Source organism: Phycisphaerales bacterium (assembly GCA_040217175.1).
In the GTDB taxonomy this organism is placed as follows: domain Bacteria; phylum Planctomycetota; class Phycisphaerae; order Phycisphaerales; family UBA1924; genus JAHCJI01.
Map to the genome: position 1 here is coordinate 1,372,394 of JAVJNT010000001.1, position 25,598 is coordinate 1,397,991.

The 25,598-nt window shown below is 68.5% G+C and carries 22 protein-coding genes; 8 read left to right on the top strand and 14 right to left on the bottom strand.

Translation table 11 applies throughout. From position 1 onward, the window contains the following. Nucleotides 1-2 precede the first annotated feature (2 nt). From RIA68_05930 to RIA68_05945, 4 genes are all read right to left on the bottom strand, one after another. Complete coding sequence (locus RIA68_05930; GenBank protein ID MEQ8316977.1) at nt 3-860, bottom strand: hypothetical protein; 858 nt, start codon at nt 858-860, stop codon at nt 3-5. 27 nt (nt 861-887) lie between these two features. Then, nucleotides 888-1,298 carry a hypothetical protein gene (locus tag RIA68_05935; protein MEQ8316978.1) on the bottom strand — a complete coding sequence of 137 codons (411 nt, stop codon included), beginning with the start codon at nt 1,296-1,298 and terminating at the stop codon, nt 888-890. Nucleotides 1,299-1,441: 143 nt separating this feature from the next. Beyond that, nucleotides 1,442-3,988, bottom strand: coding sequence for a serine/threonine-protein kinase (locus RIA68_05940; protein ID MEQ8316979.1), 2,547 nt, complete (start codon nt 3,986-3,988; stop codon nt 1,442-1,444). Continuing rightward, nucleotides 3,978-4,706, bottom strand: coding sequence for an ECF-type sigma factor (locus tag RIA68_05945; protein MEQ8316980.1), 729 nt, complete (start codon nt 4,704-4,706; stop codon nt 3,978-3,980). Before RIA68_05945 ends, RIA68_05940 begins: the two co-directional genes overlap by 11 nt. A gap of 26 nt (nt 4,707-4,732) precedes the next feature. On the opposite strand from RIA68_05945, the gene RIA68_05950 reads away from it, so the two are divergent. The 3 genes from RIA68_05950 to RIA68_05960 all read left to right on the top strand — a co-directional run bounded on the left by RIA68_05950 (nt 4,733) and on the right by RIA68_05960 (nt 8,304). Continuing rightward, nucleotides 4,733-6,451 (top strand): GC-type dockerin domain-anchored protein, encoded by a 1,719-nt coding sequence (locus RIA68_05950; GenBank protein MEQ8316981.1) that lies wholly within the window; start codon nt 4,733-4,735, stop codon nt 6,449-6,451. 86 nt (nt 6,452-6,537) lie between these two features. Then, a complete protein-coding gene (locus RIA68_05955) occupies nt 6,538-7,929 on the top strand; it encodes a GC-type dockerin domain-anchored protein (GenBank protein MEQ8316982.1) in 1,392 nt (463 codons plus the stop codon). 15 nt (nt 7,930-7,944) lie between these two features. Continuing rightward, a complete protein-coding gene (locus tag RIA68_05960; protein MEQ8316983.1) occupies nt 7,945-8,304 on the top strand; it encodes a hypothetical protein in 360 nt (119 codons plus the stop codon). Nucleotides 8,305-8,367: 63 nt separating this feature from the next. Here RIA68_05960 and RIA68_05965 read toward each other — a convergent pair whose 3' ends face one another. The 5 genes from RIA68_05965 to RIA68_05985 form a co-directional block, all read right to left on the bottom strand. After that, a complete protein-coding gene (locus RIA68_05965) occupies nt 8,368-8,898 on the bottom strand; it encodes a hypothetical protein (GenBank protein ID MEQ8316984.1) in 531 nt (176 codons plus the stop codon). Between the two features lie 25 nt (nt 8,899-8,923). Beyond that, entirely contained in the window at nt 8,924-11,389 is a 2,466-nt protein-coding gene (locus RIA68_05970) for a GC-type dockerin domain-anchored protein (protein ID MEQ8316985.1), read from the bottom strand. Nucleotides 11,390-11,487: 98 nt separating this feature from the next. Continuing rightward, nucleotides 11,488-11,892, bottom strand: a complete 405-nt coding sequence (locus tag RIA68_05975; GenBank protein ID MEQ8316986.1) for a RidA family protein — start codon at nt 11,890-11,892, stop codon at nt 11,488-11,490. 8 nt (nt 11,893-11,900) lie between these two features. Further along, nucleotides 11,901-13,151: an aminotransferase class I/II-fold pyridoxal phosphate-dependent enzyme gene (locus RIA68_05980; protein MEQ8316987.1), complete on the bottom strand. Its 1,251-nt coding sequence runs from the start codon at nt 13,149-13,151 to the stop codon at nt 11,901-11,903. Between the two features lie 45 nt (nt 13,152-13,196). Next, nucleotides 13,197-14,969, bottom strand: a complete 1,773-nt coding sequence (locus tag RIA68_05985; GenBank protein ID MEQ8316988.1) for a hypothetical protein — start codon at nt 14,967-14,969, stop codon at nt 13,197-13,199. 137 nt (nt 14,970-15,106) lie between these two features. Between RIA68_05985 and RIA68_05990 the strand changes: the two genes are divergently transcribed. Further along, a complete protein-coding gene (locus RIA68_05990; GenBank protein ID MEQ8316989.1) occupies nt 15,107-15,880 on the top strand; it encodes a DNRLRE domain-containing protein in 774 nt (257 codons plus the stop codon). 20 nt (nt 15,881-15,900) lie between these two features. Here RIA68_05990 and RIA68_05995 read toward each other — a convergent pair whose 3' ends face one another. After that, complete coding sequence (locus tag RIA68_05995) at nt 15,901-16,992, bottom strand: TIGR03032 family protein (GenBank protein MEQ8316990.1); 1,092 nt, start codon at nt 16,990-16,992, stop codon at nt 15,901-15,903. Nucleotides 16,993-17,108: 116 nt separating this feature from the next. On the opposite strand from RIA68_05995, the gene RIA68_06000 reads away from it, so the two are divergent. After that, a complete protein-coding gene (locus tag RIA68_06000; protein MEQ8316991.1) occupies nt 17,109-18,731 on the top strand; it encodes a cryptochrome/photolyase family protein in 1,623 nt (540 codons plus the stop codon). 10 nt (nt 18,732-18,741) lie between these two features. Beyond that, nucleotides 18,742-20,172 (top strand): deoxyribodipyrimidine photo-lyase, encoded by a 1,431-nt coding sequence (gene phrB / locus RIA68_06005; GenBank protein ID MEQ8316992.1) that lies wholly within the window; start codon nt 18,742-18,744, stop codon nt 20,170-20,172. Between the two features lie 21 nt (nt 20,173-20,193). Here the strand turns inward: phrB and RIA68_06010 are convergent, their stop codons facing one another. Both RIA68_06010 and RIA68_06015 read right to left on the bottom strand, forming a co-directional pair. Continuing rightward, nucleotides 20,194-21,165, bottom strand: coding sequence for a prepilin-type N-terminal cleavage/methylation domain-containing protein (locus RIA68_06010; GenBank protein MEQ8316993.1), 972 nt, complete (start codon nt 21,163-21,165; stop codon nt 20,194-20,196). A 168-nt stretch (nt 21,166-21,333) separates the two neighbouring features. After that, a complete protein-coding gene (locus tag RIA68_06015) occupies nt 21,334-22,362 on the bottom strand; it encodes a prepilin-type N-terminal cleavage/methylation domain-containing protein (protein ID MEQ8316994.1) in 1,029 nt (342 codons plus the stop codon). 112 nt (nt 22,363-22,474) lie between these two features. Between RIA68_06015 and RIA68_06020 the strand changes: the two genes are divergently transcribed. Continuing rightward, on the top strand, nt 22,475-22,612 hold the full coding sequence (locus tag RIA68_06020) for a hypothetical protein (protein ID MEQ8316995.1): 138 nt from the start codon (nt 22,475-22,477) through the stop codon (nt 22,610-22,612). Between the two features lie 208 nt (nt 22,613-22,820). Continuing rightward, nucleotides 22,821-23,303: a RidA family protein gene (locus RIA68_06025; GenBank protein ID MEQ8316996.1), complete on the top strand. Its 483-nt coding sequence runs from the start codon at nt 22,821-22,823 to the stop codon at nt 23,301-23,303. A gap of 8 nt (nt 23,304-23,311) precedes the next feature. Here RIA68_06025 and fsa read toward each other — a convergent pair whose 3' ends face one another. Together fsa and RIA68_06035 are read right to left on the bottom strand one after the other, a co-directional pair. Further along, a complete protein-coding gene (gene fsa / locus RIA68_06030) occupies nt 23,312-23,956 on the bottom strand; it encodes a fructose-6-phosphate aldolase (protein ID MEQ8316997.1) in 645 nt (214 codons plus the stop codon). Nucleotides 23,957-24,101: 145 nt separating this feature from the next. Further along, a complete protein-coding gene (locus RIA68_06035; protein ID MEQ8316998.1) occupies nt 24,102-25,598 on the bottom strand; it encodes an AMP-binding protein in 1,497 nt (498 codons plus the stop codon).

Below are 25,598 nucleotides of genomic sequence, written 5' to 3' on the forward strand. Positions count from 1 at the left end.
GCCTACGGCGCTCGCTCATCGACGCCGAGGATCCAGCCCTCGAGCATCGCCCGCTCGTGCGGAGGCTGGAGCAGTTCCTTCATGTCCCACATGGCGTCGCGAGAGTTTGCGACCTGCCGCGCGTCGCGGTACCAGTGCTTCGGCGCACGCTTGGGGAACAGGCTGGGGTAGATCTCGGCGATGCTGATCGCGTCGGGGCGATCGGGTGCGGGCTCGAAGGGCCACAGGTGCGTGCGCGGAGCGAGCGCCTGATCGGTCAGCAGCCGGTGGATCGTCGGCAGGCCCATCAGGCTCTGGGAGCCCACGCTACCGATGCCCGCAAGCTTCCAGGGCGATTGCGGCCTGCCACCGCCCACGCCGCGAGCCGCCTCCTCCGCCGCCCGGAACTGCGGCACGCCCGTTGGCTTCTCGCGGCCCATCGGCAGGCCGACGAGGTGGTTCATCTCCTTCGGTCGGCCCCAGAACGGCCCGTGCGGCGCACCGGTTGCTTGCCGGATCGAGTCGTTGAGATCGCGCGCGACTTCGAAGCGGTTGTTCACGCCCGAAGGGTCATCAGTGATGCGCGATGCGAAGGAGGCGCAAAGCTCTCGACCCACGGGCAGCACCGGCTCGCCCGAGTCCGAGAGCGGATAACCGATGGCAAAGTCGAAGCCAACGATCGCCCGGGCGCCCGCGTGCTCGGCCAGCAAGCCATGAATGCGGGCCTCGGCCTCGAGCCTCGTGGGCATGTATTCAGGGTCCGGGCTGGCGTGCTCGGTGCTCCGCCAGGCGAGCCAGCAGCGATCCTCGCCGGGCTCCGGCTTGCGGCCCTTGGCAGCCGACCAATCGCAAGCGATAACCAGATCGAACGCGTGCGTCATCGACAGTGATAGCCCGCTCGCGCAGGCTCAGCAGCCGCAGGAGCCGCCCGGGCCGCAGGAGTCGCGGCCCTTGTTGTCGGCCATGCGCCGCGAGAGTTCGCCCACGGGCCGCGGGCCGCCACACGAAATGGCCTTGCCCTCGGCCTCACGAGGTCGTTGCGATGGCTTCTTCGGCGCGGCGGTCACGACAGCGGCAGCAACAATCGCGCCGAACGCGACCATGGCGCCCATTGGCGTCAGCACGGCAACGATGTTGGGAAGGAACACCACCGTCACGGTGGTCAGCACGAAGATCAGCACGCCAGCGATCAAGAGTCGGCGGCCGGGGATGGGGCGGTCCTCGTCCTCGGGCTCGGCTTCGGCGCCCACCGGCAGACCGGCGTCGTCAGGCGACCACCAATTGTCGGAATCCACGATCTCGAGCGGACGGTCGGGCATGGTCTCACCTTGGGAGCGCGGTAAACCGCGTCCACCCACGAGCTGTTCCCGAGTGTCAGCCGGAGTGCCGTTCTCGGACGCTTGCGATCGTCGACGGCGAGCGGGCATGCAAGATGATAGGGGCACCCGTACCGAAACACGACCTAGCCGCAGCGCAAGAGCAGGGCGTCGATGACCTCGGCACTGAGCGTCGAGCGGGTCGGCGTCATCCCGCGAGCGGCCATGTCGTCCAGCGTGGCCCTCGCCTCGTTCAGCCATCGCCGAGCATCTTCGGCGTTCGCGTCGTCGGCGTCGAGAAAGCTCTCGCCCAGACCACGCTGGGAGATACCCAGGACCGTCCAGAGGCGTACGTCGCTGGGGTTATCTTCGAGCCCGTCCCGCGCGATGGCCATGGCGTCGTGGAAGCCCAGGCGTGCGGCGTCGTGGTTGCCACGCAGGCGATCGCAGTGCGCGACGCGCTCGATGGCGATTGCCGATGCCATGCGGTATAAACGGTTTTCGGGGTTGGCGTCGGCCAGGTTGGTGCGTAGGTCACGGGCATTGGCGAACCCCTGCTTCGCCTCCTCGATGCGGTCGACCCGCAGCTGCGCGTTGGCGAGCTTCTCTTCCGCGACGGACCAGTCGAAGTGGGCCCGGGCGTCGCTCGAATCGGCCTGCGCGATGCCGGCGAGCGCATCGCGGGCACTCGCGTAGAGCCTGACCGCCTCGTCCTTCTCGCCCATGTCGCCACGCACGTCTCCCAACCGATGCTGCACAAGGGCGAGGTCGCGCTGGGCGCGCACGCTCCCGGGGTTCGCCTCGGCTGCTGCGGCCCGGAGCGACTCCGACCGTTCGAGGTAGGGCAGCGCCTCGTCGGCCCGGCCCAGGCGGGCGAGCGTCAGGCCCATCTCGTTGAGGCCGATCGTCAGGCGGCGCACCAGGACCGGATCGCCACCGGCAGCCAGGCGTTCTGACGCCTCGAGCGCCCGGCTGAAGTGCTCGAGCGCCTCGTCGGGCTGGCCTCGATTGAGCATCGCCGTTCCCAGGCGCTGCTCGGCGAGCAAACGGACCTCGTCGGCCGCGTTGGTCTCCAGGCCGTCCAGCGTGTCGAGCGTCCGCTGCGCATAGTCGGCCGATTCGTCGGCGCGGGGCGTGCTCGTCAGCGTCTCGGCGATCGCCAGTTCGGTGCGCGCAAGGGCGATCGTCGAAGCCTCCGACGGAACCGCTTCCGCCAGCCGGCGGCGGAGATCGATGCTCGTCGCATAGCTTGCAAGCGCCGCCTCGGCGTCGCCGAGGTTTGCCCGCCTGGGGTTACCCTGGATGTCACCGATGCGGAAGTAGGCCTCGGCCAGTTCTTCCAGCAACTCGGGATTCTTACCGGCGTCTTGGGCGAGGCGGTCGAGGTACTCCAGGCCCGTGCGCACGAGCCGGCGTCGCGCCTCGATGGCGCCCGGTAGCGGCTCGATGAGGTCGTGCAGGTCGAAGAGCATCGTGTTCGCCAGGGCACGAACGTCGACGAGCCGCTGCTCGGCCAGCGTCCGTTGCCGCTGCGCGTGCACGCCGAACGCCACGCTCACGATACTGGCGACGACGAGCATCGCCGCGATCACCCCGCCGGTGATGACCGGGCCCTTGCGCCGCTTGGCGAACTTGCGGAGCTGGTAGAGCGTGGTCGCGGGACGCGCCGTGATGGGCTCGTCGCGCAGCCACCGGCGCAGGTCGTCGGCCAGCGCCGCGGCGGACGGATACCGGCGCGACGCGTCCTTCTCCAGCGCAGTGGAGATGATGGTCTCCAGGTCGCCCCGCAGCCGCTTGTCGAGCGTTCCCAGCCGCCGCGGCTCGTCGTCCTGGATCGCACCGAGTGCGGCGGCCAGCGGCATGTCTCGTACGGCCAGCGGAAGCTGCCCCGAGAGCAGCTCGTAGCCGACGGCACCCAACGCGTAGATGTCGGTGCGCACGTCGATGGCGGCTGCGTCGCCCGAGGCCTGCTCGGGGCTCATGTACGCCAGCGTGCCCACGACTTGCCCGGGCAGCGTGCGGATCGTCGCGGCGGTGCCGTCGTCGGCGGTCAGGCGGGCGATGCCGAAGTCGAGCACGCGCGGCCGGCCCTGCTGGTCGACGAGGATGTTGCCCGGCTTCAGGTCGCGGTGGATCACCCCACGCTGGTGGGCGTGGTGCACCGCGTCGGCGACCTGGGCGAGCAGCTCGACGCGTTGGGCGAGCGAGAGCTCGGCCGCGTGCGCCGTGAGCGGTCGGCCCTGCACGAGCTCCATCGCGAAGAACGGCGCACCGGTCGCGCGATCGAAGCCGGCCTCGTAGACGGCGGCGATGCCGGGGTGTTGCAGCCGGGCGAGGGCCGCCGACTCGTGCTCGAATCGCCGTCGAAGCGAGGCCGACGCCGCGCCGCCGCGCACGACCTTCAGCGCGACCATGCGCTCGGGATGCGCTTGGCGTGCCTCGTAGACCACGCCCATCGCGCCCTCGCCCAGCACGCGGACGACCTCGAAGTCGCCCAGGGTCGATCCCGGCGGCAGGTGGTCGCCGAAGGCGCCGTCGTCCAGGTCGTGGCTGAGCAGGCTGAGCACCTCGGCCCGCAGCGCTTCGTCACCAGCACAGATCTCTTCGAGCAGCGCGACGCGCTCGGCCGGCTCGGCGTCGCACACGCGCAGGAAGGCGTCCTTGGCGCGCTGGTAGAGGGACTCACTGGTCATCGGTCGCGTCCGGGCCGGCGAGCGTGCGCCGCAGGAAGGCCTTGGCCGAGCGCCAGTCGCCGCGCACCGTGCGCTCGCTGACGCCCAGGACGGCCGCTACTTCGGGCTCGGTCAGGCCGCCGAAGAACCGCAGTGACACGACTCTGGCCGCACGGTCGTCGACCTCTGAGAGCTTCGTCAGCGCGTCGTCGAGGTCGAGCGGATCGATCGGGGCCGACGTCGCGTCGAGCGCGGCACCATCGAGCGTCACGCGGCCCCAGCCGCCGCCGCGCTTCTGACGCCCGCGTCGCCGCGCCTCGTCGGCGATGACGCGCCGGACCATCTCGGCCCCGATCGCGAAGAAGTGCGTGCGGCCCTGCCAGTCGACCCGGTCCTGGTCGGCCATGCGCACGTAGGCCTCGTGCACGATGGCGGTGGGCTGGCACGTCCAGTCGGCCTGGCCCGCGCCGCCGAGCCGGGCGGCCGCGAGGCGTCGCAGGTTGTCGTAGACCAGCGGGGCGAGTTGGTCGGCCGCCTTCGCGTCGCCGCCAGCCGCGGCCAGCAGCAGCACCGTGTGCTCGGGAGCCGGTCCGTGTTCCGGCCCGTGTTCCTGCCCGTGTTGGTCGGCGTGGGGCTCGATGACGATTTCCTCGGTTTTTCGTTGCCGGTGGTGCGAGGCATTGTCGCGTTCCGGGCAGCGTGGTGCAAGCCCGTTCGCTCGCACCCCCGACCGATGCACGAACAAGGGTAGACAGGAGCCCCACCATGACCACGATCTTTGCGAACTCCCGGACCGTCGCCTGCGTCCTCACGGCCCTCGCGGCGACCAACGCGCTGGCCCAGGCGCCAATCCACGTCTCGGCGTCTCTGGGCGACGACGCCAACCCAGGCACCCCCGACCAACCCGTAGCGACGCTTGCCGCGGCGCGGACGCTGGCCAGTTCCGGGGTGATCTACCTCGACGCGGGCGAGTACACCGACCTGCGGCTGACCAGCGGCACCGCGCTCCTCGGCGGCTTCGACGCCGGCGACGGCTGGAGCCGTGATCCGTCGCTCAACACGACGATCGTGCGGACCTCCATACCCACGACCGCGGCGGTCGGCGTCATGGCCGACGGCATCCGATTCACCATGCAGCCGTCGACCGGGATCAGCCGCTACGGGCTGGTGCTCCGCGGCGTCGAAGACTTCTTCGCAAGCAACTGCGAGTTCGTCGCCGAGACCGCCATGGGCGGCGCGAACGGTTCGACCGGCTCGAGCGGAGCCCGTGGGGGCAATGGCGGGCTCGGCATGCCGGGCGTCGAGAGCGACGACCAGACCATCCCGGGGACCAGCATCCCTCTTTGTACGCAGGGCCTCTGGCCGCTCGGGGGCGTCGCGGGCACCGGCGGCGGTTTCCCGGGCGGCGTCGGCGGGCGGCCGGGACGCGATGGCGACTTCGGCCGGCCTGGCGAAGCGGGTGAGGGCCCCGGCGGCGGGCGCGGCGGCGACGGAACCTTCCCGGGCCTTGGCAACTGGTGCCCCTTTTTCTTCGGCGGGCGAGACTCGATCGGCGGCGACGGCTTCCCGGGATCTAACGGCGTGAACGGGCCGGCTGGCGGAGAGGGCTCGCTCGGGGCCGACGGCTTCTATGTCCCACAGCGCGGTGGACAGGGTGCCGATGGCCAGGGCGGCGCTGGGGGAGGCGGCGGTGGCGGTGGCGGCGGCGGCACCGCAAGTTGCAACAGCTTCGGCGGCGGCGGCGCTGGTGGTGGCTCGGGCGGCGGCGGTGGTCGCGGCGGACAGGGCGGGCTCGGCGGTGGCGCTTCGGTTGGCTTGGTCGTCACGTCGTCGACCGACGTCGTCATCAACGGTGCGAACTTTGCCACCGGTGGCGGCGGAAATGGCGGCAACGGCGGCAATGGCGGACAGGGCGGGGCCGGCGGCCTTGGCGGTCGCGCCGTCTCCACGTGTACCGCAGGCAACTTCTACGGCGGCGCCAGCCAGCAGGACGACGGCTCCAACGGCGGCATGGGCGGCAACGGTGGGCGAGGCGGCAACGGCGGACGCGGCGGCGGCGGCGCTGGCGGGCCGAGCATCGGCATCTGGGTCTCGGGGCCGTCCGTCGATCTCGTCGACGCACGCTACGACCTCGGCGATCCTGGCAACGGCGGAGCCCCCGGCGGATCGGCGGGCACGCAGTTGCAATCGCGCGGTTCGATCGAATCCGAAGGCGCCATCCCCGTCGACTGCAACGCCAACGGTGTGCACGACCTGGTCGACATCGCCAACGGCGATAGCCTCGACCTGAACCTCGACAATATCCCCGACGAGTGCCAGTGCCGGGCCGACCTGGACGGCGACGGCGTGCTCACCATCTTCGACTTCCTCGAGTTCCAGAACCTCTTCGACACCGGCGACGCGGCCGCCGACTTCGACGGCGACGGCGAATTGACGCTCTTCGACTTCCTGGCATTCCAGAACGCGTTCGACGCGGGCTGCTGAGGCGCACGCCCGCCCGCAGATTCCTCTCCCAGATCCGCGCCGCTCGCCGGCGCGTTTCTTGTATGATTGGGGCGGAGGAATCGATCGTGAGAGAGAACCACACCCCCCGGCCCGGCACGAGGCTCCTCGTTCTCGGAACCTTGGCGGCATTCGGCCAGGCCGCCCAGGCCCAGTTCGTGCCGCTGGATCGCTTCCTGCCGCCGGACGCCCGCGTGTTCGACCAGTTCGGCACCGACGTGGCGATCCTCGAGGATCGGCTGCTCGTCACCGCCCCGGCCGACGACGACGTCGGGCCCGATGCCGGCGTCGCGTTCCTGTTCGACACCGAATCGGGCGCGCTCGTCCGCACGCTCGCCGAGCCCGGCCTGGTCGGCACCGACTGGTACGGGTACGCCGCCGCGCTGAGCCCAGCGGCGGCCATCGTGACCGCCTGGGGCTTCGACGACGGGGACGGACCGGCCGGCGCGATGTTCCTCTACGATCGCCAGACGGGCAGCCTCGTTGACACGTTCACGCCGAGCGACGCCGAGTTCGGCGATCGCTTCGGCTTCTCGATCGACGCCGACGGAAGCGTCGCAATCGCCGGCGCACCAAACGCCGACGGCGCTCGGCTGGCCTCGGGCGCCGCCTACCTGCTGGACGTGAGAGCCCCGGACGCGGTCGACGAGCTCGGCCGCCTGTCCGCCAGCGACGGCGCCCAGGGCTCTGGCTTCGGATTCTCGGTAGCGATCGAGGGCAACCTCGCCCTGGTCGGCGCACCACGTGACAACGAGATCGCCGCCTCCGCTGGCGCGGCGTACCTCTTCGACGTCTCCGATCCGCGACAGCCCGTCGAGCTCGCCAAGCTCACCGCCAGCGACGCCGAGGCGTTCGACTTCTTCGGCAAGTCGGTCGCGCTGCACGGCACGGTCGCGATCGTCGGCGCTCCCGACGCCGACCAGCCGGGCGCGAACGGCGCCGGCGCCGCCTACCTCTTCGACCTGACCGACCCGCGCGAGCCCCGTGAGGTCGCAATCCTCGCGAACGCGGACGTCGGCGTGCTGGGCAACTTCGGCCTGCACGTGGCGACCGACGGCAGGGCCGTCCTAGTCGGCGCGCCCAACGACGATGCCGGCGCGGCCGATGCAGGCGCGGTGTTCGTCTACGACGCGCGCACGGGCGCACCGCTCGAGCCCATCCGCGCCGGTGCTCCCAGCTTCGGCGCTCGCTTCGGCACCGGCCTGGACTTCACCGGCCGGCGACTCGCCGTCGGCGCGCCGCAGGACGACAGCGCGGGCGTGCGGGCCGGCGCCGCCTACGTCTTCGCCGCCCCGTGCCCGGCCGACCTCGACGGCGACGGCGAGCTCACCGTGTTCGACTTCCTGGCCTTCCAGAACCTCTTCGACGCCGGCGACCCGGCCGCCGACTTCGACGGCGACGGCGAGCTGACCATCTTCGACTTCCTCGCGTTCCAGAACGCGTTCGACGCGGGGTGCTGAGGCATCGTTGACCCGATGGAATCGCCCCCTCCCCCGCCGTCGACCACCCGTGTGCTCTTCGTGTGCGGCAAGAACAAGTGGCGCAGCCCGACGGCCGAACAGGTCTTCGCCGACCATCCCGACCATGCCGGCCTCGAGTGCCTCTCCGCCGGCCTGAGCAACGATGCGCCGACGCCCGTCTCGGTCGACCTGGTCGAGTGGGCCGACGTGATCTTCGTCATGGAGCCGGTGCACAAGAAGAAGCTGGCCGCGCGATTCCGCGACCACCTCGGGCACGCCCGCGTCGTCTGCCTGGACATCCCCGACGACTACCGCGAGATGGACCCCGCGCTCATCGCGTTGCTCGAGCGGAGGGTGCCGCCACACCTGCGCTGATCGCCGTCGCCGTCACTCGGCTGGCCTTCGATGACGAGGCCATCCCGCCTGGCACGGCCCCGCTCACTCCACGTACCGCGCAAAGCGCGTGAGGTAGGGCGTGCCCATTTCGACCAGGGTGACGTCTTCGAGCGGGAAGGGGCCGGGCTCTTCCCATCGACCCAAACCGTCGACGCAGCGCACGTCCACGCGTGAGTCGGTGACGTACCTCACCTTGGCGAAGTAGAAGTCCTGGATGGCTTCATCCTCGTCTTCGCACTGGATCGCCAGGAACGGGTACCGCGCCGCGGCGTCGCCGATGGCCATGGCCATGCTGCTGAGGTCGATCTTCGGCGCTTCGTCCAAGCCACCCAGCAGCCCCTCGGCCTCGAGCATGCGATCCCAGAAGGCCTCGTAGTCGCCCTGGCGGACCGACACGACGTCACGCTCGCGGATGATGGCGTAGCCATTGGGCTCGAAGTCGTCGAAGGGGTGCACGAGGGCCAGGCCGTTGGCGGCGTCGAGCACGTAGCCGTTGAGCCTGGGGTTGCTCGGGCGGCTTCGCTCGATCCTGACCCTGCGGCGTGTGCCGGCGTGCTCTTGCAGCGACGTCATGCGAGATTCCGATGGCGCCCCCGCGCTACGGACACCCGGCGGCGAACGCGTTCTGGAAGGCCAGGAAGTCGAACAGGGACAGCTCGCCATCGCCGTCGAAGTCGGCCCGCGGATCGCCGGCATCGAAGAACGACTGGAACGCGAGAAGGTCCATGACCGTCAGCTCGCCGTCGCCGTCCACGTCGGCCCGGCACGGCCGGCGCACGCATCCGTAGCGTGCGATGCGGCTGGACGCGTGGCCGCCCGCGCTCGTGAAACGCCCGCCGGCGAACAGGGCCGCGCCCGAGCCGTCGTCGTGGGCATGGAGCGCATAGACCCGCGGCGTCGAGCCGTCCATGCCCGAGCCCAGCGGCCACCACGTGCGACCATCCCAGCGGGCGAGGTAGTTGCCCGGTCCGCCGTACATGCTCGAGAACGCGCCGCCCACGACGAGGTCCGGGCCGTTACCCCCGCCTGGGTCGAACACGTCGACGGCGTACGCGATGTTCGAGAGTCCTCCGCCGAGTGGCTCGTAGCGCGCCCCATCCCAGCGGACCGCGCCGCTGGTCTCCGGCCGGCCAATCACGCCCAGCCTGCCGACGATGTAGAGCGCCGGCCCGCGGCCGTCGTCGTAGGTGGCCATGTCGAAGGCCTCACCGTTGAGCGGCGTCGAGAGGTCCGACCACACGCGTCCATCCCACTTGAGCACGCAGTTGTTGGGCACGCCCGGCAGCGTGAAGTCGTCGCTGCCCGCGTAGAGCGCCGGGCCCTTGCCGTCATCGAAGACGTGCAGGCAGAATACCTCGGCCCTCGCACCGCTGCCGACGGCCTTCCAAGTCCTTCCGTCCCAGCGCGCCACGTACTTGGCGGTCTGGCCGTCGACACGCAGGAAGTCGCCGCCTGCGTAGAGCGCCGGGCCCGAGCCATCGTCGAAGACCGCCAGCGCGTTCACCAGCCCGTCGCAGCCCTCGCCGGTGCCCACCGTCGACCACGCCGCGCCGTCCCATCGCGCGACGCCGCGGGCGGGCTGGCTGCCGGCCGTGCTGAAGTATCCGCCGGCGTAGAGCGCGGGGCCCGAGCCATCGTCGAAGCTCGCCAGAGCCAGGGCACCCGCGTCGAGCCCTTGGCCGAGCGCCGACCAGCGCAGTCCGTCCCACCGCGCGACGTGGTTGGCCCGCACGCCGCCGGCATACTCGAAGAAGCCGCCGGCGTAGAGCGCTTCGCCCCCACCGTCGTCGTGGGTGGCCAGCACGCGTACCTCTCGGTCCATGCCCGCGCCGTCCCCCGGAGATGCAATGCTCGCCCACGCCGCGCCGTCCCACGTTGCCAGGCCGCCCATGAAGGCGTCCGCGACCGTCTTGAATCGACCGCCCACGAACAAGCGTTCCCCGGTGCCGTCGTCGTAGACGGCCATGGCGTCCACGCGTTCGTCCATCGCGGCGTCGAGGCCGGTCCACCGGCGGCCGTCCCACTTGGCGACCGACTCCACCGGCTCGCCGCTGGAAGCGAGCCGTCCGCCGACGAAGAGGGCCGGACCCGAGCCGTCGTCGTAGACCTGCATGTCGAGCGCGACGCCGTCGAAACCGTCTGCCAGGCCCGACCACTCGGACCCATCCCACCTGGCCACGCCGCGGGCGGGAACGCCGCCGGCGTGCTGGAATCGTCCGCCGACGTAGAGTGCTTCGCCCGCGCCGTCGTCGTAGACGGCCAGCGCGAATGCGGTGTCGTCGAGCCCGATGCCGCCGGAGCCCTCGAGCGGCTGCCACGCGACGCCGTCCCACTTGGCGATGTGATTGGCGATGCGGCGGTCGCCGAGGATGCCGAAGTCGCCCGCGGCGTACAAGGCCGGGCCGTTTCCATCGTCGAACACCACCAAGGCGCGCACCTCAACGAAATAGAGGCCAAGGCCGACGCCCACGGGGTTCCACGCCGCGCCGTCCCAGCGGGCGATGCCCTTGAGCGAGTGTGCCCCGCCCGTGGAGCGGTTGAGATTACCCCCCGCATACAGAATCGGGCCCGAGCCATCGTCGTAGATCGCCAGCGAGTGGACCGAACCAAAGAAACCGGCGCCCACGGGACCCCACCGCGCACCGTCCCAACGAGCAATGTTGTCCACGTCGACCCCGCCGGCTCGGTAGAAGTTCCCACCGGCACAGAGCTTCTCGCCTGTTCCATCGTCGAACGCGACCATGGCGTACGTGAAGAGGTTGGTGCCGGAGTCCAGCGGCGCCCATGCCTGCCCGTCCCACCGTGCGATGTTGCTCGATTCGACGGATCCGACCGTCTCGAAGTTGCCACAGATGTACAGCGCCTCGCCCCGGCCGTCATCCCAGGTGGTCATGGCGTGAACGTCGCGATTGACGCCCACCAACCCAAACACGCCCTCGGCCCACTGCGGATCACAGGGTTGCCCCTTGCCGGGCATGGCCATGAGCAGGACCACCAAGGCCGTCGCCGCCAGTTGCCGTGCGAGCGCGGTTCGAGCCCCACCGGACGCGTGATCGTGGATCATGTGGCCCTCCCTTGTCTTGACCAAGTTACCAGATCACGACCTTCAGTGCAAGGCCATTTGATCCGGAGCGTGGTTCCCAGGAGTAGAGTTTCGATTCATTAGTCGTTCGGCGACACCGCGTGCGCCTCGATCTCCACGAGCATCCGCGGATCGACCAGCGCCGCCACGACCAGCAGCGTCGCGGCCGGCCGGACGTCCTTGAACGCCTCGCCGTGCGCCCGCCCCACCGCTTCGGCGTGCGCCACGTCGGTCACGTACAGCCGCGTCGACACGACGTGCGCGAGCCCGGCCCCGTGCTCGCGGAGGACGGCGCCGATACGCTCGATAATGGTCGAGGCCTGGCCGCCGGCGTCGCCCTCGCGCTCGATCGTGCCGTCGGCGTTGACGGCCGTCGTGCCGGCGAAGAAGAACTCCGTGCGATCGGCGTGCTCGATCTTAACGCAGCGGCTGTAGCCGTTGGTCGCTTCCCAGGGGCCGCCGGTGGAAATGTTGGTGCGCTTCACGGCGAGCCCTAGAGCTTCTTCAGTGCATCCACGACCTGATCCACGTGCTCCTTGGTGTGCACCGCCGACATCTGCAGCCGCAGCCGCGCCTCGCCCTCGGGCACGACGGGGTAGCCGAAGCCGATCACGAAGACGCCCAGTTCCAGCAGCCGCTTGCTCATCGCGATGGCGGTGGCCGTCTCGCCGACGATGATCGGGCAGATGGCGGTCGGCGAGTCGATGACCTCGAAGCCCGCACCGCCGATCTGCTGGCGGGCGTAGGCCGTGATGTCGCGCAGGGCCTGCACACGCTCGGGCTCGCGGAGCACGATCTCGATCGCCTTGTTCGCGCTGCACGCGACCGTGCACGGCAGGGCGTTGCTGAAGAGCGTTGGCCGCCCGCGTTGCACGATGAGCTCCGTGCCGCGCTTGCTGCCCGCGATGAAGCCGCCGGCCCCGCCGCCCAGGCCCTTGCCCAGCGTGCCGGTGAAGAAGTCGACCTCGCCCCGGCTCGCGTCGTGGCCGGGGGCACCGGGGCACATGTTGAAGTGCTCGTGCGTGCCGCGGCCGGTCGTGCCCATCACGCCGTGGGCGTGGCTGTCGTCGACCACGAGCATCGCGTCGAACTCGTCGCAGAGCGTGCGCAGCGCCGGCAGGTCGGCGATGTCGCCCTCCATCGAGAACACGCCATCGGTGACGACCCAGATCTGGCCGGTGACCTCCGGGTTGCTCCGCGCCGCCTCGAGCTTCTCACGAAGGCTGCCCAGGTCGTTGTGCTTGTACACGCCCTTGTGGACGCCCTTCTTGATGACGGCCGCCAGGCGGATGCCGTCGATGATGCAGGCGTGGTTCAGCTCGTCGGACAGCAGCAGGTCCCCCGGCTCGGCGAACGTGGGGTACAGCGCCTCGTTGGCCGTCCAGCAGCTCACGAACGTGTAGCTGCTTTCGGTACCCATGTACTTTGCGATGGTTTGTTCGATGGTCTCGTGGCAGTCGAACGTGCCGCAGATGAATCGGACCGACGCCGTGCCGGCGCCATACTTCCGCAGCCCCTCGATGCCGGCCTCGACGACCTCGGGGTGGTTGGCCAGGCCCAGGTAGTTGTTCGAGCACATGCAGATGACTTCCCTGGACTTGCCAGAATCGTCGCGCAGCATGACCGTCGGCCCCATCGGCCCGGTGAGCATCTGGAGGTGCTTGTATTGCCCGCCCTGCTCGAGCTGGGCGAGGATGTCGTCGGTGCGGGCGTTGAAGGGCCTGGTCGTCGTCGCTGCGGTCATGCGGGGTCTCCTGCGTGGCTACGTGCAGGGTAGGAGCGTGCTCGCTCAGAGCCCCGCCACCGCGACCCCGTGCCGGGCCGAGTAAACCTGCGCCATCATCCGGATTGCGTTGTAGTTGCTGCCGGCCGAGAACGCGGCGGCGTGGGTGGGCCGATCGACCCGCTTGAGCACGTCGCCCAGCAGCGTGGCGGCCTCGCGGTGCTTGCCGTCTCGCTCAAGCATGCCGACCGCACCGGCCACGGCGTATCGCGACATGCTCGTCGCGTTGAGCGCCGTATCGATGACGTCCTGGTACGCCAGGTACGCGCCGTGCTTGTCGCCGCGCTCGATCGCGTCGGCCGCCTGCCGCAGCCGGATGCGGGCCCGCAGGTCCTTCTTGCTCTTGACGTGGTCGAGCACGCGCTCCCAAGTCGCGATGCGATCCTTCGGATCCTCCATCGACGCGACCATTGGCTCGAGCATGCCCACCATGAAGTGCTCGGCCCCGGCGTCCTTGCACAGCCGGATGATCACGTTCGACCACTGCACGCGGTCGGCCATGGGCATCGCCGGATCGTTCACGGCCTTGGCGACGATCGCCCAGCCCCGGCGGTCGGCGGGATTCTGCCGCAACGCCAGCTCGGCCAGCTCGAGCACGCCCAACCGGCCGCGGCGCTCGGTCGCGCCGCGTCGCTTGTGCTCGATCTCCAGCGGCTCCACGCCCGCCTCTAGCGCCTCGGCCGCGTCGAGCCAGGCCGTCGCGGCGTGCCGCTGGCGTTCGTTTACCGAGGCCAGCCGCGCCAGCAGCCCGAGCTCGTCGTCGCCGATGGAGCCCCGCGTCTGCGGGTCCATGACGACGCCGAGCACGCCCTGGTACTCGTCGTATCGCCCGACGTCGAAGTTCCATCGCGCCCGGCGGCCCTGGGACTCGAGGTACCCGACCCACGCGTGGCCGACCTCGCCGCCGCGACCCACCACGTACGCGGTAGGCACGCCGATGGCCTTGCCGACCGTCACGGCGTAGTGACACTGGTCGGCGCACACGCCGCCGTACTTGCGGATGTTCTGGATGGTGAAGCCGCGCTCGGTGACCTTCTTGGCGCTGCCCGTGCGCGCGTGATCGTGGTCGTACTCGATGTCGAAGAATCGCTCGCCCACGGCCCGGTCGCCGCGGTGCTCTGCGAGCGCCCACTCGAGCTCGTCGACGCTCGCCGCCGCGTCGACCACGTACACCAGCAACTCCGGCGGCACTTTTCGCAGGCCGAAGAGCATGTGCCGCTCGTTGCCCGTGTAGTAGCGGAAGAGCGCGACGGGCCCGGCGCTCTTGGCCGTGTTCTCGTTCACGCTCCGCGCGAACGTCTCCTCGCCGTCGTGCACGACGCACAGCGCCGCCACCAGCGCCGGATACCGCCCCACCGCCTCGTCACCAAACGTCTGGCGCAGGTCGCCCAGCGTCTCGAGCACCCCTGCCCCCCGGTCGGCCGGCACCACCGCGTGCACGAGCGCCGCGCCCGGACCGGTGTCGGCCGAGAGGTACGCCAGCCAGTCGGCCCGCTCGTCAACGGTCGCCGCGCCTGCCAGGGCGATCGTGCGCCGCAAGCGAGCGATATCTGAAAGCAAGGACGCATCGCGCACCGTCCCGTTGACGGCCATCGTCGCCAGCATCGTGTCGAGTTCGGCGAGCAGCTCGTCCCGCGATGCATCCTGGGTGATTTCGGCTTGCGCCCGCTCGCGAACGTCCGAGAGACCCTGCGAAAGTTTCGCCTGAAGGGCGTTGAGCTGGGCAACGGCCGGGCACGCGACCAATGCCACCCAGCAAAGAGCCAGCAGGATCGCCACGCTCGCTCGTACGCCTCGCTCCATCGTGCAGACCTCGCTTGAAGCTCGAATCGCCGCCAAGACCCGTCACGCCGCGAGCCGGCCGCGTGTATTTCCTCAGACAGAGTATTGCGATCAACGCTCGAGGAGGATGCACCATGCCGGCCAGAATCTCGAAGTTCGTCACGTCCGCAACGCTCGCCGTGGTCTCGGCGGCCGCGCTCGCACAGGAAGAGACCCGCATCGCCACCGCCGACACCTACGTCGAGAGCTCCATGCCGGCCGCGAACTTCGGCTCGGCCGACGAGCTCGCCGCGGGCAAGGGCAGCTCTTGGGGGCTGGGCTTCGCCCGGCTGTACCTGAAGTTCGACCTGAGCGACCTGAGCGATCCCGACGCCGTGGAGCGCGCCACGCTCCGCGTGTTCCAGCACCGCACCGAGCCAGCCGCGGGCGGCCTGGGCGACGACGTCTTCACCCTGATGAGCGATTGGGACGCCGACGAAGTGACCTGGGACACGAGGCCCGAGAACGGCGACCGCGCGGGCAACGACAGCCGACGCGTGGGGGACAGCTTCAGCACAGGATGGCTCGACTACGACGTAACGGATCTGGTCAAGGCCATCGCCGACGGGGCCGCCAACAACGGCTTCGCCGTCGCACAGATCCGCGAGAGCACCGCCGGCGCCTCGCGCTATGGCTACTTCCGCAGCCTCGAGTTCGCCGACCCGGCGCTCCACCCGCAACTCGTGCTCGTGCTGGTCGATGCCTGCCGCGTCGATCTCGATGGCGATGGTGACTTGACGATCTTCGACTTCCTCGCGTACCAGAACCTTTTTGATGCCGGCGACCTCGCGGCCGACTTCGACGGCGACGGCGCATTGACGATCTTCGACTTCCTGGCCTTCCAGAACGAGTTCGACGCGGGCTGCTGAACCACCTTAGGGATATCGCCTCAAGGCTCCTCGATCCGAAGCATCCGACGGATCTCGTCGGTCTTGAAGCCCAGCAGCATCGGCCGCCGCACGCCCGGAAGGGTAATGACGTCGTAGAGCTCGCGCACCACGCCCTCGAGCCGCAGCCAGTGATCGGTGGTGCCCGTTCCAAGATTAATGACGTGCAGAGCGCACCGTGCCTCGGCGTCCTTGGCCTTGAGGTTCTCCTGCAGCGGCAGGCCTTCGAAGGTCCTGTTCTTCCGCGCTGCCGAGAGCCCGACGACGGCGTGCTCGCCCTCGAACGTCAGGCCGCGCGCGAAGCCCGGGCAGAACGCCACGTTCTCGAACGACCCGCTCTTGAGATCGACGAACCCGAAGTAGCCCGTCCCCGCGTTGACCAGCCATACCTTGTCCGGGTAGTCGGGATGCATCCGCGGCGAGTGCGGCATGCTGAGCCCCTCGCCCACGATGTCGCCCGAACGCACATCGATGAGCACACCCCCACCATCACGTCGGTCGCGCCAGCCGTCGGCCACGTCGCTCTTGCTGACCGCGGTGGCGTACCGAGGCTCCCCGGTTGCCGGATCTCCGGCCAGCCCATTGAGGTGGCAGCGGTCCTCCCCCACCGGCGCCGACAGCGGAGCACTGATGAACGAGGGCGACCACACGGGCTTGAAGCTGTACGTGTGGCTCACCGTCGCGATGCAGTTGAACGCCGTCACGCAGAACACCGGAGCCTGACCCTGTGGCACCACGATGTCGTGCACGTCGACATCGCCGGTCGTATGCCCGAGCGTGGGCACGTAGAGCGCGTCGTAGCCCTCGGGCGTCGCCTGTCCCATGGGCACGTAGTTCTCCAGCCGCCAGAGCTGGTAGAGCGAAGCCATCCACAGCGTCTGGCCGTCTGCCGAGGCGTGCAGCCCCATGCAGCGGTTGAAGGTCCGCTCGTAGACGCTCAGCCGGCCGTTCGGCTGCACGCCCACCAGGAAGAGCTTCCCGGCTTGGTACGTGCTCAGGCCCAGGCTGACGGCCCGCGACGCCATCCACTCGATGAGGTGTCGCGAGGCAGAAATAGCCAGCTCAGGCTGCTCCGACGGCGTTGCGGCATCCATGGCCCAGCATATGGCCTTCCCGACCCTGATACGGGCGGGCCCGGGCAGCGCGACGGCTTGCCCGATTTCCCCGATGTGGCTTCCACCCGGCCCCGACAAGCCCGGTAGCCTCCGCCATGGCAAGCTCCGCCTTCGACATGCAGCCCAGCGACGTCAGCGGCAGCGTGGGCACACTCGCAGTAATCTTGGGCGATCAGCTCGACCCGCGGAGCTCCGCCCTCCGCCGGCTCGACAAGGAGGCCGACGCCGTCCTCATGATGGAGGTCGACGAGGAGGCCTCGCTGGGTCCCAGCCATCGGCAGCGGACGGCCATGTTCTTCTCGGCCATGCGGCACTTCGCGCTCGAGCTACGCGACAAGGACTACCGCGTCCGCTACACCCCGGTCGATCAGCGGGGCAATACCCACAGCCTGACGGGTGAGATCGAGCGAGCCGCCAAGGCGCTCAAGCCCGACCGCATCATCGTCGTCCACCCCGGCGACTGGCGCGTCTACGAAGAAGCCCAGGGCTGGGAAGACGCTACAGGCGTCGAGACCGAGATCCTCGAAGACACCCACTTCACCTGCACGCTCGACGAGTTCAACGAGTGGGCCGACGGCCGCAAGGAACTCACGATGGAGTACTTCTATCGCGAGCGTCGCAAGGCCCTAGGCATCCTCGTCGACGGCGACGGCAAGCCCGAGGGCGACCAGTGGAACTACGACCACGACAACCGAGAGTCGTTCAAGAAGGGCGGCCCCGAGTCTCCCCCGCCGTTGCGGTTCGACCCGGACGACGTCACGAAGGAAGTCATCGCGCTCGTCGAGAAGCGCTACCCAGACGCCCCGGGAAACCTGGACGATTTCGGCTGGCCCGTGACGGGATCGGACGCGAAGAAATCGCTCGACCACTTCATCAAGTATCGCCTCCGCGAGTTCGGCCCCTTCGAAGACGCGATGTGGACCGGTCGCCCCTGGCTCTACCACAGCCACCTCAGCGTGCCGCTCAACCTCAAGCTGCTGGACCCCAAGAAGTGCATCGATGCGGCCCTGGAGGCCTACGAGAAGGGCAACGCACCGATCAACTCGGTCGAGGGATTTGTCCGCCAGCTCATCGGATGGCGTGAGTACATCCGCGGCGTCTACTGGCGCGAGGGCCCCGACTACCGCGACCGAAACTACCTCGACCAGCACGGCGACCTGCCCGACTTCTATTGGACGGGCGACACCGACATGCGCTGCATGAAGGAGTGCATCGACCCCGTGCTCGACTACGCATGGATGCACCACATCCCGCGGCTCATGGTCACCGGTAACTTCGCGCTCATCGCGGGCGTCCATCCCCGCAAGATCGGCGACTGGTACTTCGGCATGTATGCCGACAGCGTCGACTGGGCCACCACGCCCAACACCATCGGCATGGCCATGTACGCCGACGGCACCGAGGACGGCGGCCCCGTCGTCGCGACCAAGCCCTACGCCGGCAGCGCCAACTACATCAACAAGATGTCCAACTTCTGCAAGAAGTGCCCATACGACAACAAGGCACGCACCGGCGAGACCAACAAGGGCCAGGCCTGCCCCTTCAACACCTTCTACTGGGACTTCTTGATCCGCAACGAGGATCGGTTCGCCGGCAACAACCGCATGGCGCTCATCATGAAGAACGTCAAGAACATGTCCAAGGAAGAGAAGATCTCCATCCGAGTCAGCGCTACGTCCGTGCGCAAGAAGCTCGGCATCGGCGACATCGAGAAGTGAGGCCCGCCCCATGCGACCCCTGATGTGGTTCCGCGCCGACCTGCGAACCCGCGATAACACGGCCCTCAGCGCTGCCTGCACGGCTGCCTCCAAGGGCGTGCTCGCCGTCTTCACGATCTGCCCCAAGCAGTGGCGCGAGCACGACTGGGGCGACATGAAGGTCGACTTCCTCCGCCGCAACCTCGAGGAGTTGCACGAGGGTCTCCAGTCCCGCAACATCGCGCTGAAGTTCATCGAGCGAGACTCGTTCGATGGCATCGAAGACGACCTGCTCGAACTCGCCAAGGAGCACCACTGCAACGCGCTCTTCTTCAATGAGGAGTACGAGGTCAACGAGCGCAAGCGCGATGCGGCGGTGGCCGCGGCCTTCGCCAAGGCCGGGCTCTCGGTCCGCAGCTTCCACGACCAGACCTGCGTCCCGCCGGGCGAGCTCCGCACGAAGGAAGACAAGCCCTACACCGTCTACTCGCCCTTCAAGCGCAAGTGGTACCAGCACTTCAAGGACGGGCTCGTCCCCAAGGCCCAGGGCCTCGCCAAGAAACAGCCCGAGATGGTGTCGTCGTCCGACGCCGTCCCGGACTCGCTGGGCGACTTCGACGCCGACGCCGGCCGTCCGGACCTCTGGAAGGCCGGCGAAGACCACGCCTTGTCGCGCCTGCGGAGCTTCATCGAGGGCCGCCTCGATCCGTACAAGGAAGAACGCGATTACCCCGCCATCAACGGCACCAGCACCATCAGCCCCTACCTCGCGATCGGCGCCGTCTCGCCCCGCCAGTGCATCGAGGCGGCGCTGGACGCCAACAACGGAAAGATCGACGGCGGAAGCAAGGGTGCCGTGCATTGGATGAGCGAGGTCATCTGGCGTGAGTTCTACCGCCAGATCCTCGTCGCGTTCCCGCGCGTCAGCAAGCATCGCGCATTCAACAAGAAGTACGACATCCCCTGGCGGGACGACGCCGAGGCCAAGGGCCAGTTCTCCGCGTGGTGCCAGGGCAAGACGGGCTACCCCATCGTCGATGCCGCCATGCGGCAGCTCAACCAGACCGGCTGGATGCACAATCGCTCGCGCATGGCCGTCGCCATGTTCCTCTCCAAGGACCTGCTCATCGACTGGCGCTGGGGCGAGCGATACTTCATGGAACACTTGGTAGATGGCGACCTGGCCAGCAACAACGGCGGCTGGCAGTGGTCGGCCGCCACCGGCACCGATGCCGCCCCCTACTTCCGCATCTTCAACCCCATTAGCCAGAGCAAGAAGTTCGACCCCGACGGCGAGTACATCCGCACGTTCGTCGACGAGCTGTCGGACGTCAAGGGCGATGACATCCACGCACCGTGGGAACAGGAAGGACTGCTCGACGACACGGGCTACCCCGAGCGCATCGTCGACCACCACGTAGCCCGCGAGCGCGCACTCAAGGCGTTCAAGGTCGAGAGCTAGCGGCCTGTTGCAGCAGGACGGTCAGTCCCAGAAGGGGTCGGCGATCAGGACCGAACCCTCTCGGCGTACGTTCTTGTACGCACGCAGGAAGGCGTTCTCGCCCACGCCCAAACGTTGGTCGGGCTGGGCGGGCGATCCTCGCACGTCGTCCTCGTTTACGAACAGGTTGTCCGCCTGGGTGGGCTTGTCATACTCGCGGAACACGAACGTCAGCGACTGCGGATCGGGCCGCTGCTCGTAGATCACGCGCATGTCGTTGTAGGCGATGTTGCCCGACCACTGGTTCTTGCGGCCGTGGATGAGCAGCGTCTTGCTCTGCTTGCCAAACAAGCCCGGCGCGAGGTACCAGTCGCCCGGGTCGCCGCCATAGGTCGGCCCGCGGTTGCCGATGAGGGCCTCGCCCGACTCGTTGGTCGACGCCCACATCTTCTCGCGATCGCCGAAGGGTGCCGAGTGCGCGTACGACGTGAAACCGACCTGCCCGTCCAGCCGGCGCGCGGGCCCGCCGGCGCTGCCCGAGCGTTCGCTCGGCACGCCCGCGAAGCCCGGATCGAACACGGCGAACTCCGGATCGATCGCGGCCTTGGGCAGCTTGTCCTCGTATCCCGGATCGACCTGGATCCGGTCACTGACCTCGGCCGGGCTCACCAAGAGTTCGACGGGCACGTGTCCGTTGTAGATCATCAGCGACAGGATGTTGCCCGTGTTGTCCTTGAACTCGTCTTCGGTGGCCGTGACGGTTGCGTCGTTGCGATCGACCTGGCTCGGCCGCGGATAGGTCTCGTTGTGGGACTGGGCCCACACGGCCATGCCCTGCGCCGTTCCCCGAACCTGCGTGGCGTCCTTCACCTGTCGGGCGACGAGCCGCGCCTGGCCCAGCGCGGGCAGCAGGATGCCGATCAGCAGCGCGATGATCGCGATGACCACCAGCAGCTCGATCAGCGTAAACGCGTTGCGGCGGTCCGTGCATGTCGTGCGTGGTCGATGCGTCATGCGATCTCCCTTCGAACCCTTCCACAAATCGTACGTTCGGCGGGTGATCCGGTTCCGATTGGTGCCGCAGCGCACGAAAAAACGCCGCGGGCCAGGCGGCCCGCGGCGTCAAGAATCAAGTCTTCAGGCCGAAAATTCAGCCCGAACGTTCGATCACAAGAATCGAACTTAGTCGACCCACACCTGGACCGTGTAGGTGATGCCCGCACGCGTGACGGTGCCAACCGGGCGGAGGTAGTTGTTGTTCATGTCCAGAGCCTGCGTACCACCGGTGCTCGTCGAGCGGATGGTGTGCTCGGTGGCGGACGGGCGACCGCTGGCGGCAGCGCCGGTCTCGTCGTTCTCCGACACGAACAGGTTGTCGGGACGGGTGAAGGCGGTGCTGGAGCCGCCGCCGCTGCCCGTGAACGTGAAGGTCAGGTTCTCGGGGTCGGGACGGGTGTGGAACTCGACGTGCTGGTCGTTGTAGCCAGTGTTGCCGGCCCACTGCGTCTTCGAGCCGTGGATCAGCAGGGTGACCGAGCGATCACCGAAGTCGCTGTCCTCGATGAGGCGCCAGGTGCCGGTCTCGCCGGAGCCGTCGAGCTCGTAGCCAGGACCGCGGTTGCCCAGGATCGCATCGGTCGAGCTGAACGTGTTGCTCCAGATGCGGTTGCGAGCGCCGAAGTAGGGGATCTGGGCGTACGAGTTGTTGCTCGGGCCGCTGGTGCCCTGCGGGTACGAGACGCCGTCGTTGTCGTCGAAGGTCGTGCCGCGGAAGCGCGGGTCCCACAGCGCCGACTCGGGCGTCTGGGCCTCGGACGGGTTGGCGCTCTCGTAGTCTTCCATCAGCTCGACGTCGCCGGCCTCGGCCGGGCTGATCGCGAGCTCGGTGGGGAAGAAGCCGTTGAAGATCAGCAGCGACAGGGCGTTGCCCGTGGTGTCCTTGCTGAAGTCAGGGGTCGGCGAAGGGCCACCCAGCGTGTCGCCGTTGCGGTCGACGCGGCTCGGGATGGGGTACTGCTCCTGGTTGTTCTGGGCCCAGATGGCCATGGCCTGAACGATGCCACGGACCTGGGTCGAATCCTTCAGCTGGCGGGCGGTGGCGCGAGCCTTGCCCAGGGCCGGCAGCAGGATGCCGATCAGCAGCGCGATGATCGCGATGACCACCAGCAGCTCGATCAGCGTAAACGCCTTGCGATTCTTGATCGTCTTCATGGAACGTTGCTCCAAGCTTTCCCGGTCGCGTCGCATCATCGATGCGCCACGACCGGTCATCATCAGCGGTCCGCAATACCGTGCGGACCAAGCGGAGCCGAGTCATGTTTCCGTGCACCCGCCGATCCCGGTCTCGGCCATGCCAGGAGCGCTGCGAAGGTGCAACGCCTGGGCGGGGCTGATCGCCGGCGGCCTGATGCGGGCCCCCGTGGGGCCGGCCGGAGCGATCGTCAAGATGTCGGAAGAGTGACTGGAGCGGGTGCTGATGACGTGGGCGAGCGATGTCGTCCCATCAGAACGGTGTTGCGTATACCCGCTTGGATCCCCTTCCCGCTACGCGTAGCGCGTACAGATTACTGGATCTGATTCGCCAGTCAAGCCCCAAGGTTGCGATCAACCCCGTTTTCCATGAAATTCGCGCCATTTATACCCACTCAGACTCCAAACGGATTCCCCAGATGTCGCAAAACCCGAACTTTCACCAGATTCTCACCGACCTCGGCATCGAACTGCCCAAGCCACCGCCGGCGGTCGCGTCCTACGTGCCGGTCCGCGTCGACGGCAATCACGCCTACGTAAGCGGCCAACTTCCCTTCGTCGACGGGGCCCTGCCCCAGACCGGCCGCGTCGGCGTCGACCTGAGCCTCGAGCAGGCCCAGGGACTGGCGCGCACCTGCGCCGTCAACGCCCTGGCGGCCCTGCACGCGTACGCCGGCGGGCTGGACAACATCGCCGGCATCGTGCGCGTGGGCATCTACGTCGCGTGCGGCCCCGACTTCACCGACCACCCGAAGGTCGGCAACGGCGCGAGCGAACTCTTCCAGCAGGTGTTCGGCGAGCACGGCCGCCACGCACGCGCCGCGGTGGGCTGCACCTCGCTGCCCTTAGCTTCGCCCGTCGAGGTCGAGGTGATGGCGCGCTTGAAGCGTCCCGTCGAGTAAGGCTCGGATCAGCCGAACGCCTTCTTGTAGTCCGCCAGGAATCGCTCGAGCCCCGAGTCGGTCAGCGGGTGGTTCATGACCTTGCCGATGACGTCGAAGGGCACGGTCGCCACGTCGGCCCCCACCATCGCGCACTGCAGCAGGTGGTTGGGGTGGCGGATCGACGCCGCCAGAATCTTGGTGGCAAGCCCGTAGTTGTCGTAGATCTGGCGGATCTTGACGATCAACTCCATGCCGTCCTCGCCGATGTCGTCGATACGGCCGATGAACGGGCTCACCAGGTACGCTCCCGCCTTGGCGACCATGAGGGCCTGGAGCGACTGGAAGCACAGCGTCATGTTCGTGCGGATGCCCTCGTCGCTGAGCGCCTTGCACGCGCGCAGGCCGTCGACGGTGCTGGGCAGCTTCACCACGATGTTCTCGGCGATGCCCGCGCGGTCCTTGCCCTCGGCCAGCATCTCGTCGAACTTCGTCGCGATGACTTCTGCCGAGACCGGGCCCGAAACGACCTCACAGATCTCTTTCAGGCGCTGGCCGTAGTCGACGCCCTCCTTGGCGATGAGCGTCGGATTGGTCGTGACGCCGTCGAGCACGCCCATCTCGTGGGCCTGGCGGATCTGGTCGAGGTTGGCGGTGTCGATGTACAGTTCCACGCGTGGTTCCTTCGTCAAGAGCCGCGAATCGAGCTTCCCAAAAACGAGCCCCCGCCGTGAGGCGGGGGGCAATTCCAACCAGCGGCGTCCGGCCCTCGGAGGGGCCCCCGCCTCACGGCGAGGGCTCGTCGGAGACGCCGACCGGTCAGGCCGACACGGTAGCCGCCGCCTCGCGCTCCAGCACGGCCTTGAGCTCCCGCCGCATGATCTTGCCCGTCGGGTTCCGCGGCAGGGCCTCGATCACGCGGATCTCGCGCGGCACCTTGTAGCCCGCAAGCTTGTCCTTGCACCAGCCCTTGAGGGCCATCGCATCGGGCGTCGCGCCCTCCTCGGGCTCGATGAAGGCGACGATCTCCTCGCCGCGCGTCGGGCACATGCGGCTGGTGACGCCCGAAGCGTGCACATCGGGATGATGGTTGAGCACCTCCTCGATCTCGCGCGGAAAGACGTTCTCGCCTCCGACGATTATCATCTCCTTCAGCCGCCCCGTAATGAGCAGGCGGCCGGCCTCGTCGACGTGGCCGATGTCGCCCGTGCGCAAGAACCCCTCGCCGTCGAACACGCGGGCCGTCTCGGTCTGCTGCTTGTAGTAGCCCTTCATGACGTTGGGCCCGCGTACGCGGATCTCGCCGTCCTCGCCCGGCCGGAGGGTGCGGCCGCGCTCGACGCAGGTGATGCGTTGCTCGACCTCGGGTAGCGGCAGCCCCACGCAGTGGGCCCGGAACTCCGTCGGCCGGCACCAGTGCGTCACCGGGCTGGTCTCGGTCAGGCCGTATCCCTCGTGGATGGCCACGCCGAAGCGCTCCTGGAATCGCCGGAAGATGTCTTGGGGCAGCGGCTCGCCGCCCGAGACGGCGTAGCGGATCTTCGCGAAGTCTTCGGGCAACGCCGACTTGACGGTGAGCAAGGCACCGTACATCGACGGGATGCCCACGAACACCGTCGGCTGGTGCTCGCGGAAGAGCTTCACGACCGCCTGCGGCACGAAGCGGGCCGTGTACACCACCCGCTGGCCCAGCAGCAGCGGCAGCAGCGTCATGACCGTGAGCCCGAAGCTATGGAACTGCGGCAGCACGCTCAGGAACGTGTGGTTGTCGCGGGTGAACTGCACGAATCGATCGATCTGCCGGATGTTGCTCAGCAGGTTGTCGTGCGTGAGCATCACGCCCTTGGGCCGGCCGCTGGTGCCCGAGGTATACAGCAGCACGGCCAGGTCATCCATGCTCGATCGGGCCGGCCAGCGCAGCTCGGGCACGCCCTTGAAGTTCACTTCCTCGAGCCTGATCAGGTGCTTGCACCGGGGCTCGTAGCCCAGGAAGTCGAGCATCGGGCCCGCCGTCACGATCGTGTCGCAGCCGCAGTGATCGACGACGTACTGCAGTTCTTCCTGCTTCAGCAGGTAGTTGAGCGGTACGACGGTCTTGCCGTGCATCCAGCCCGCCAGGGCGGCGATCGGGAATCCGCCGCTCGTCGGCAGCATGACGCCCACGGTGTCGGTGTTGCAGCGGCGTTCGATCTCCGACGCCACGAAGTAGCTCGCAGCCAGGATCTTCAGGCCCGAGTAGCTCGAGCGGTCATCGACCACCAGCGTCTTTCGTCCGTGGCGGACCAGGCTCCGCAGCAGCGACCATTGGATGCTCAA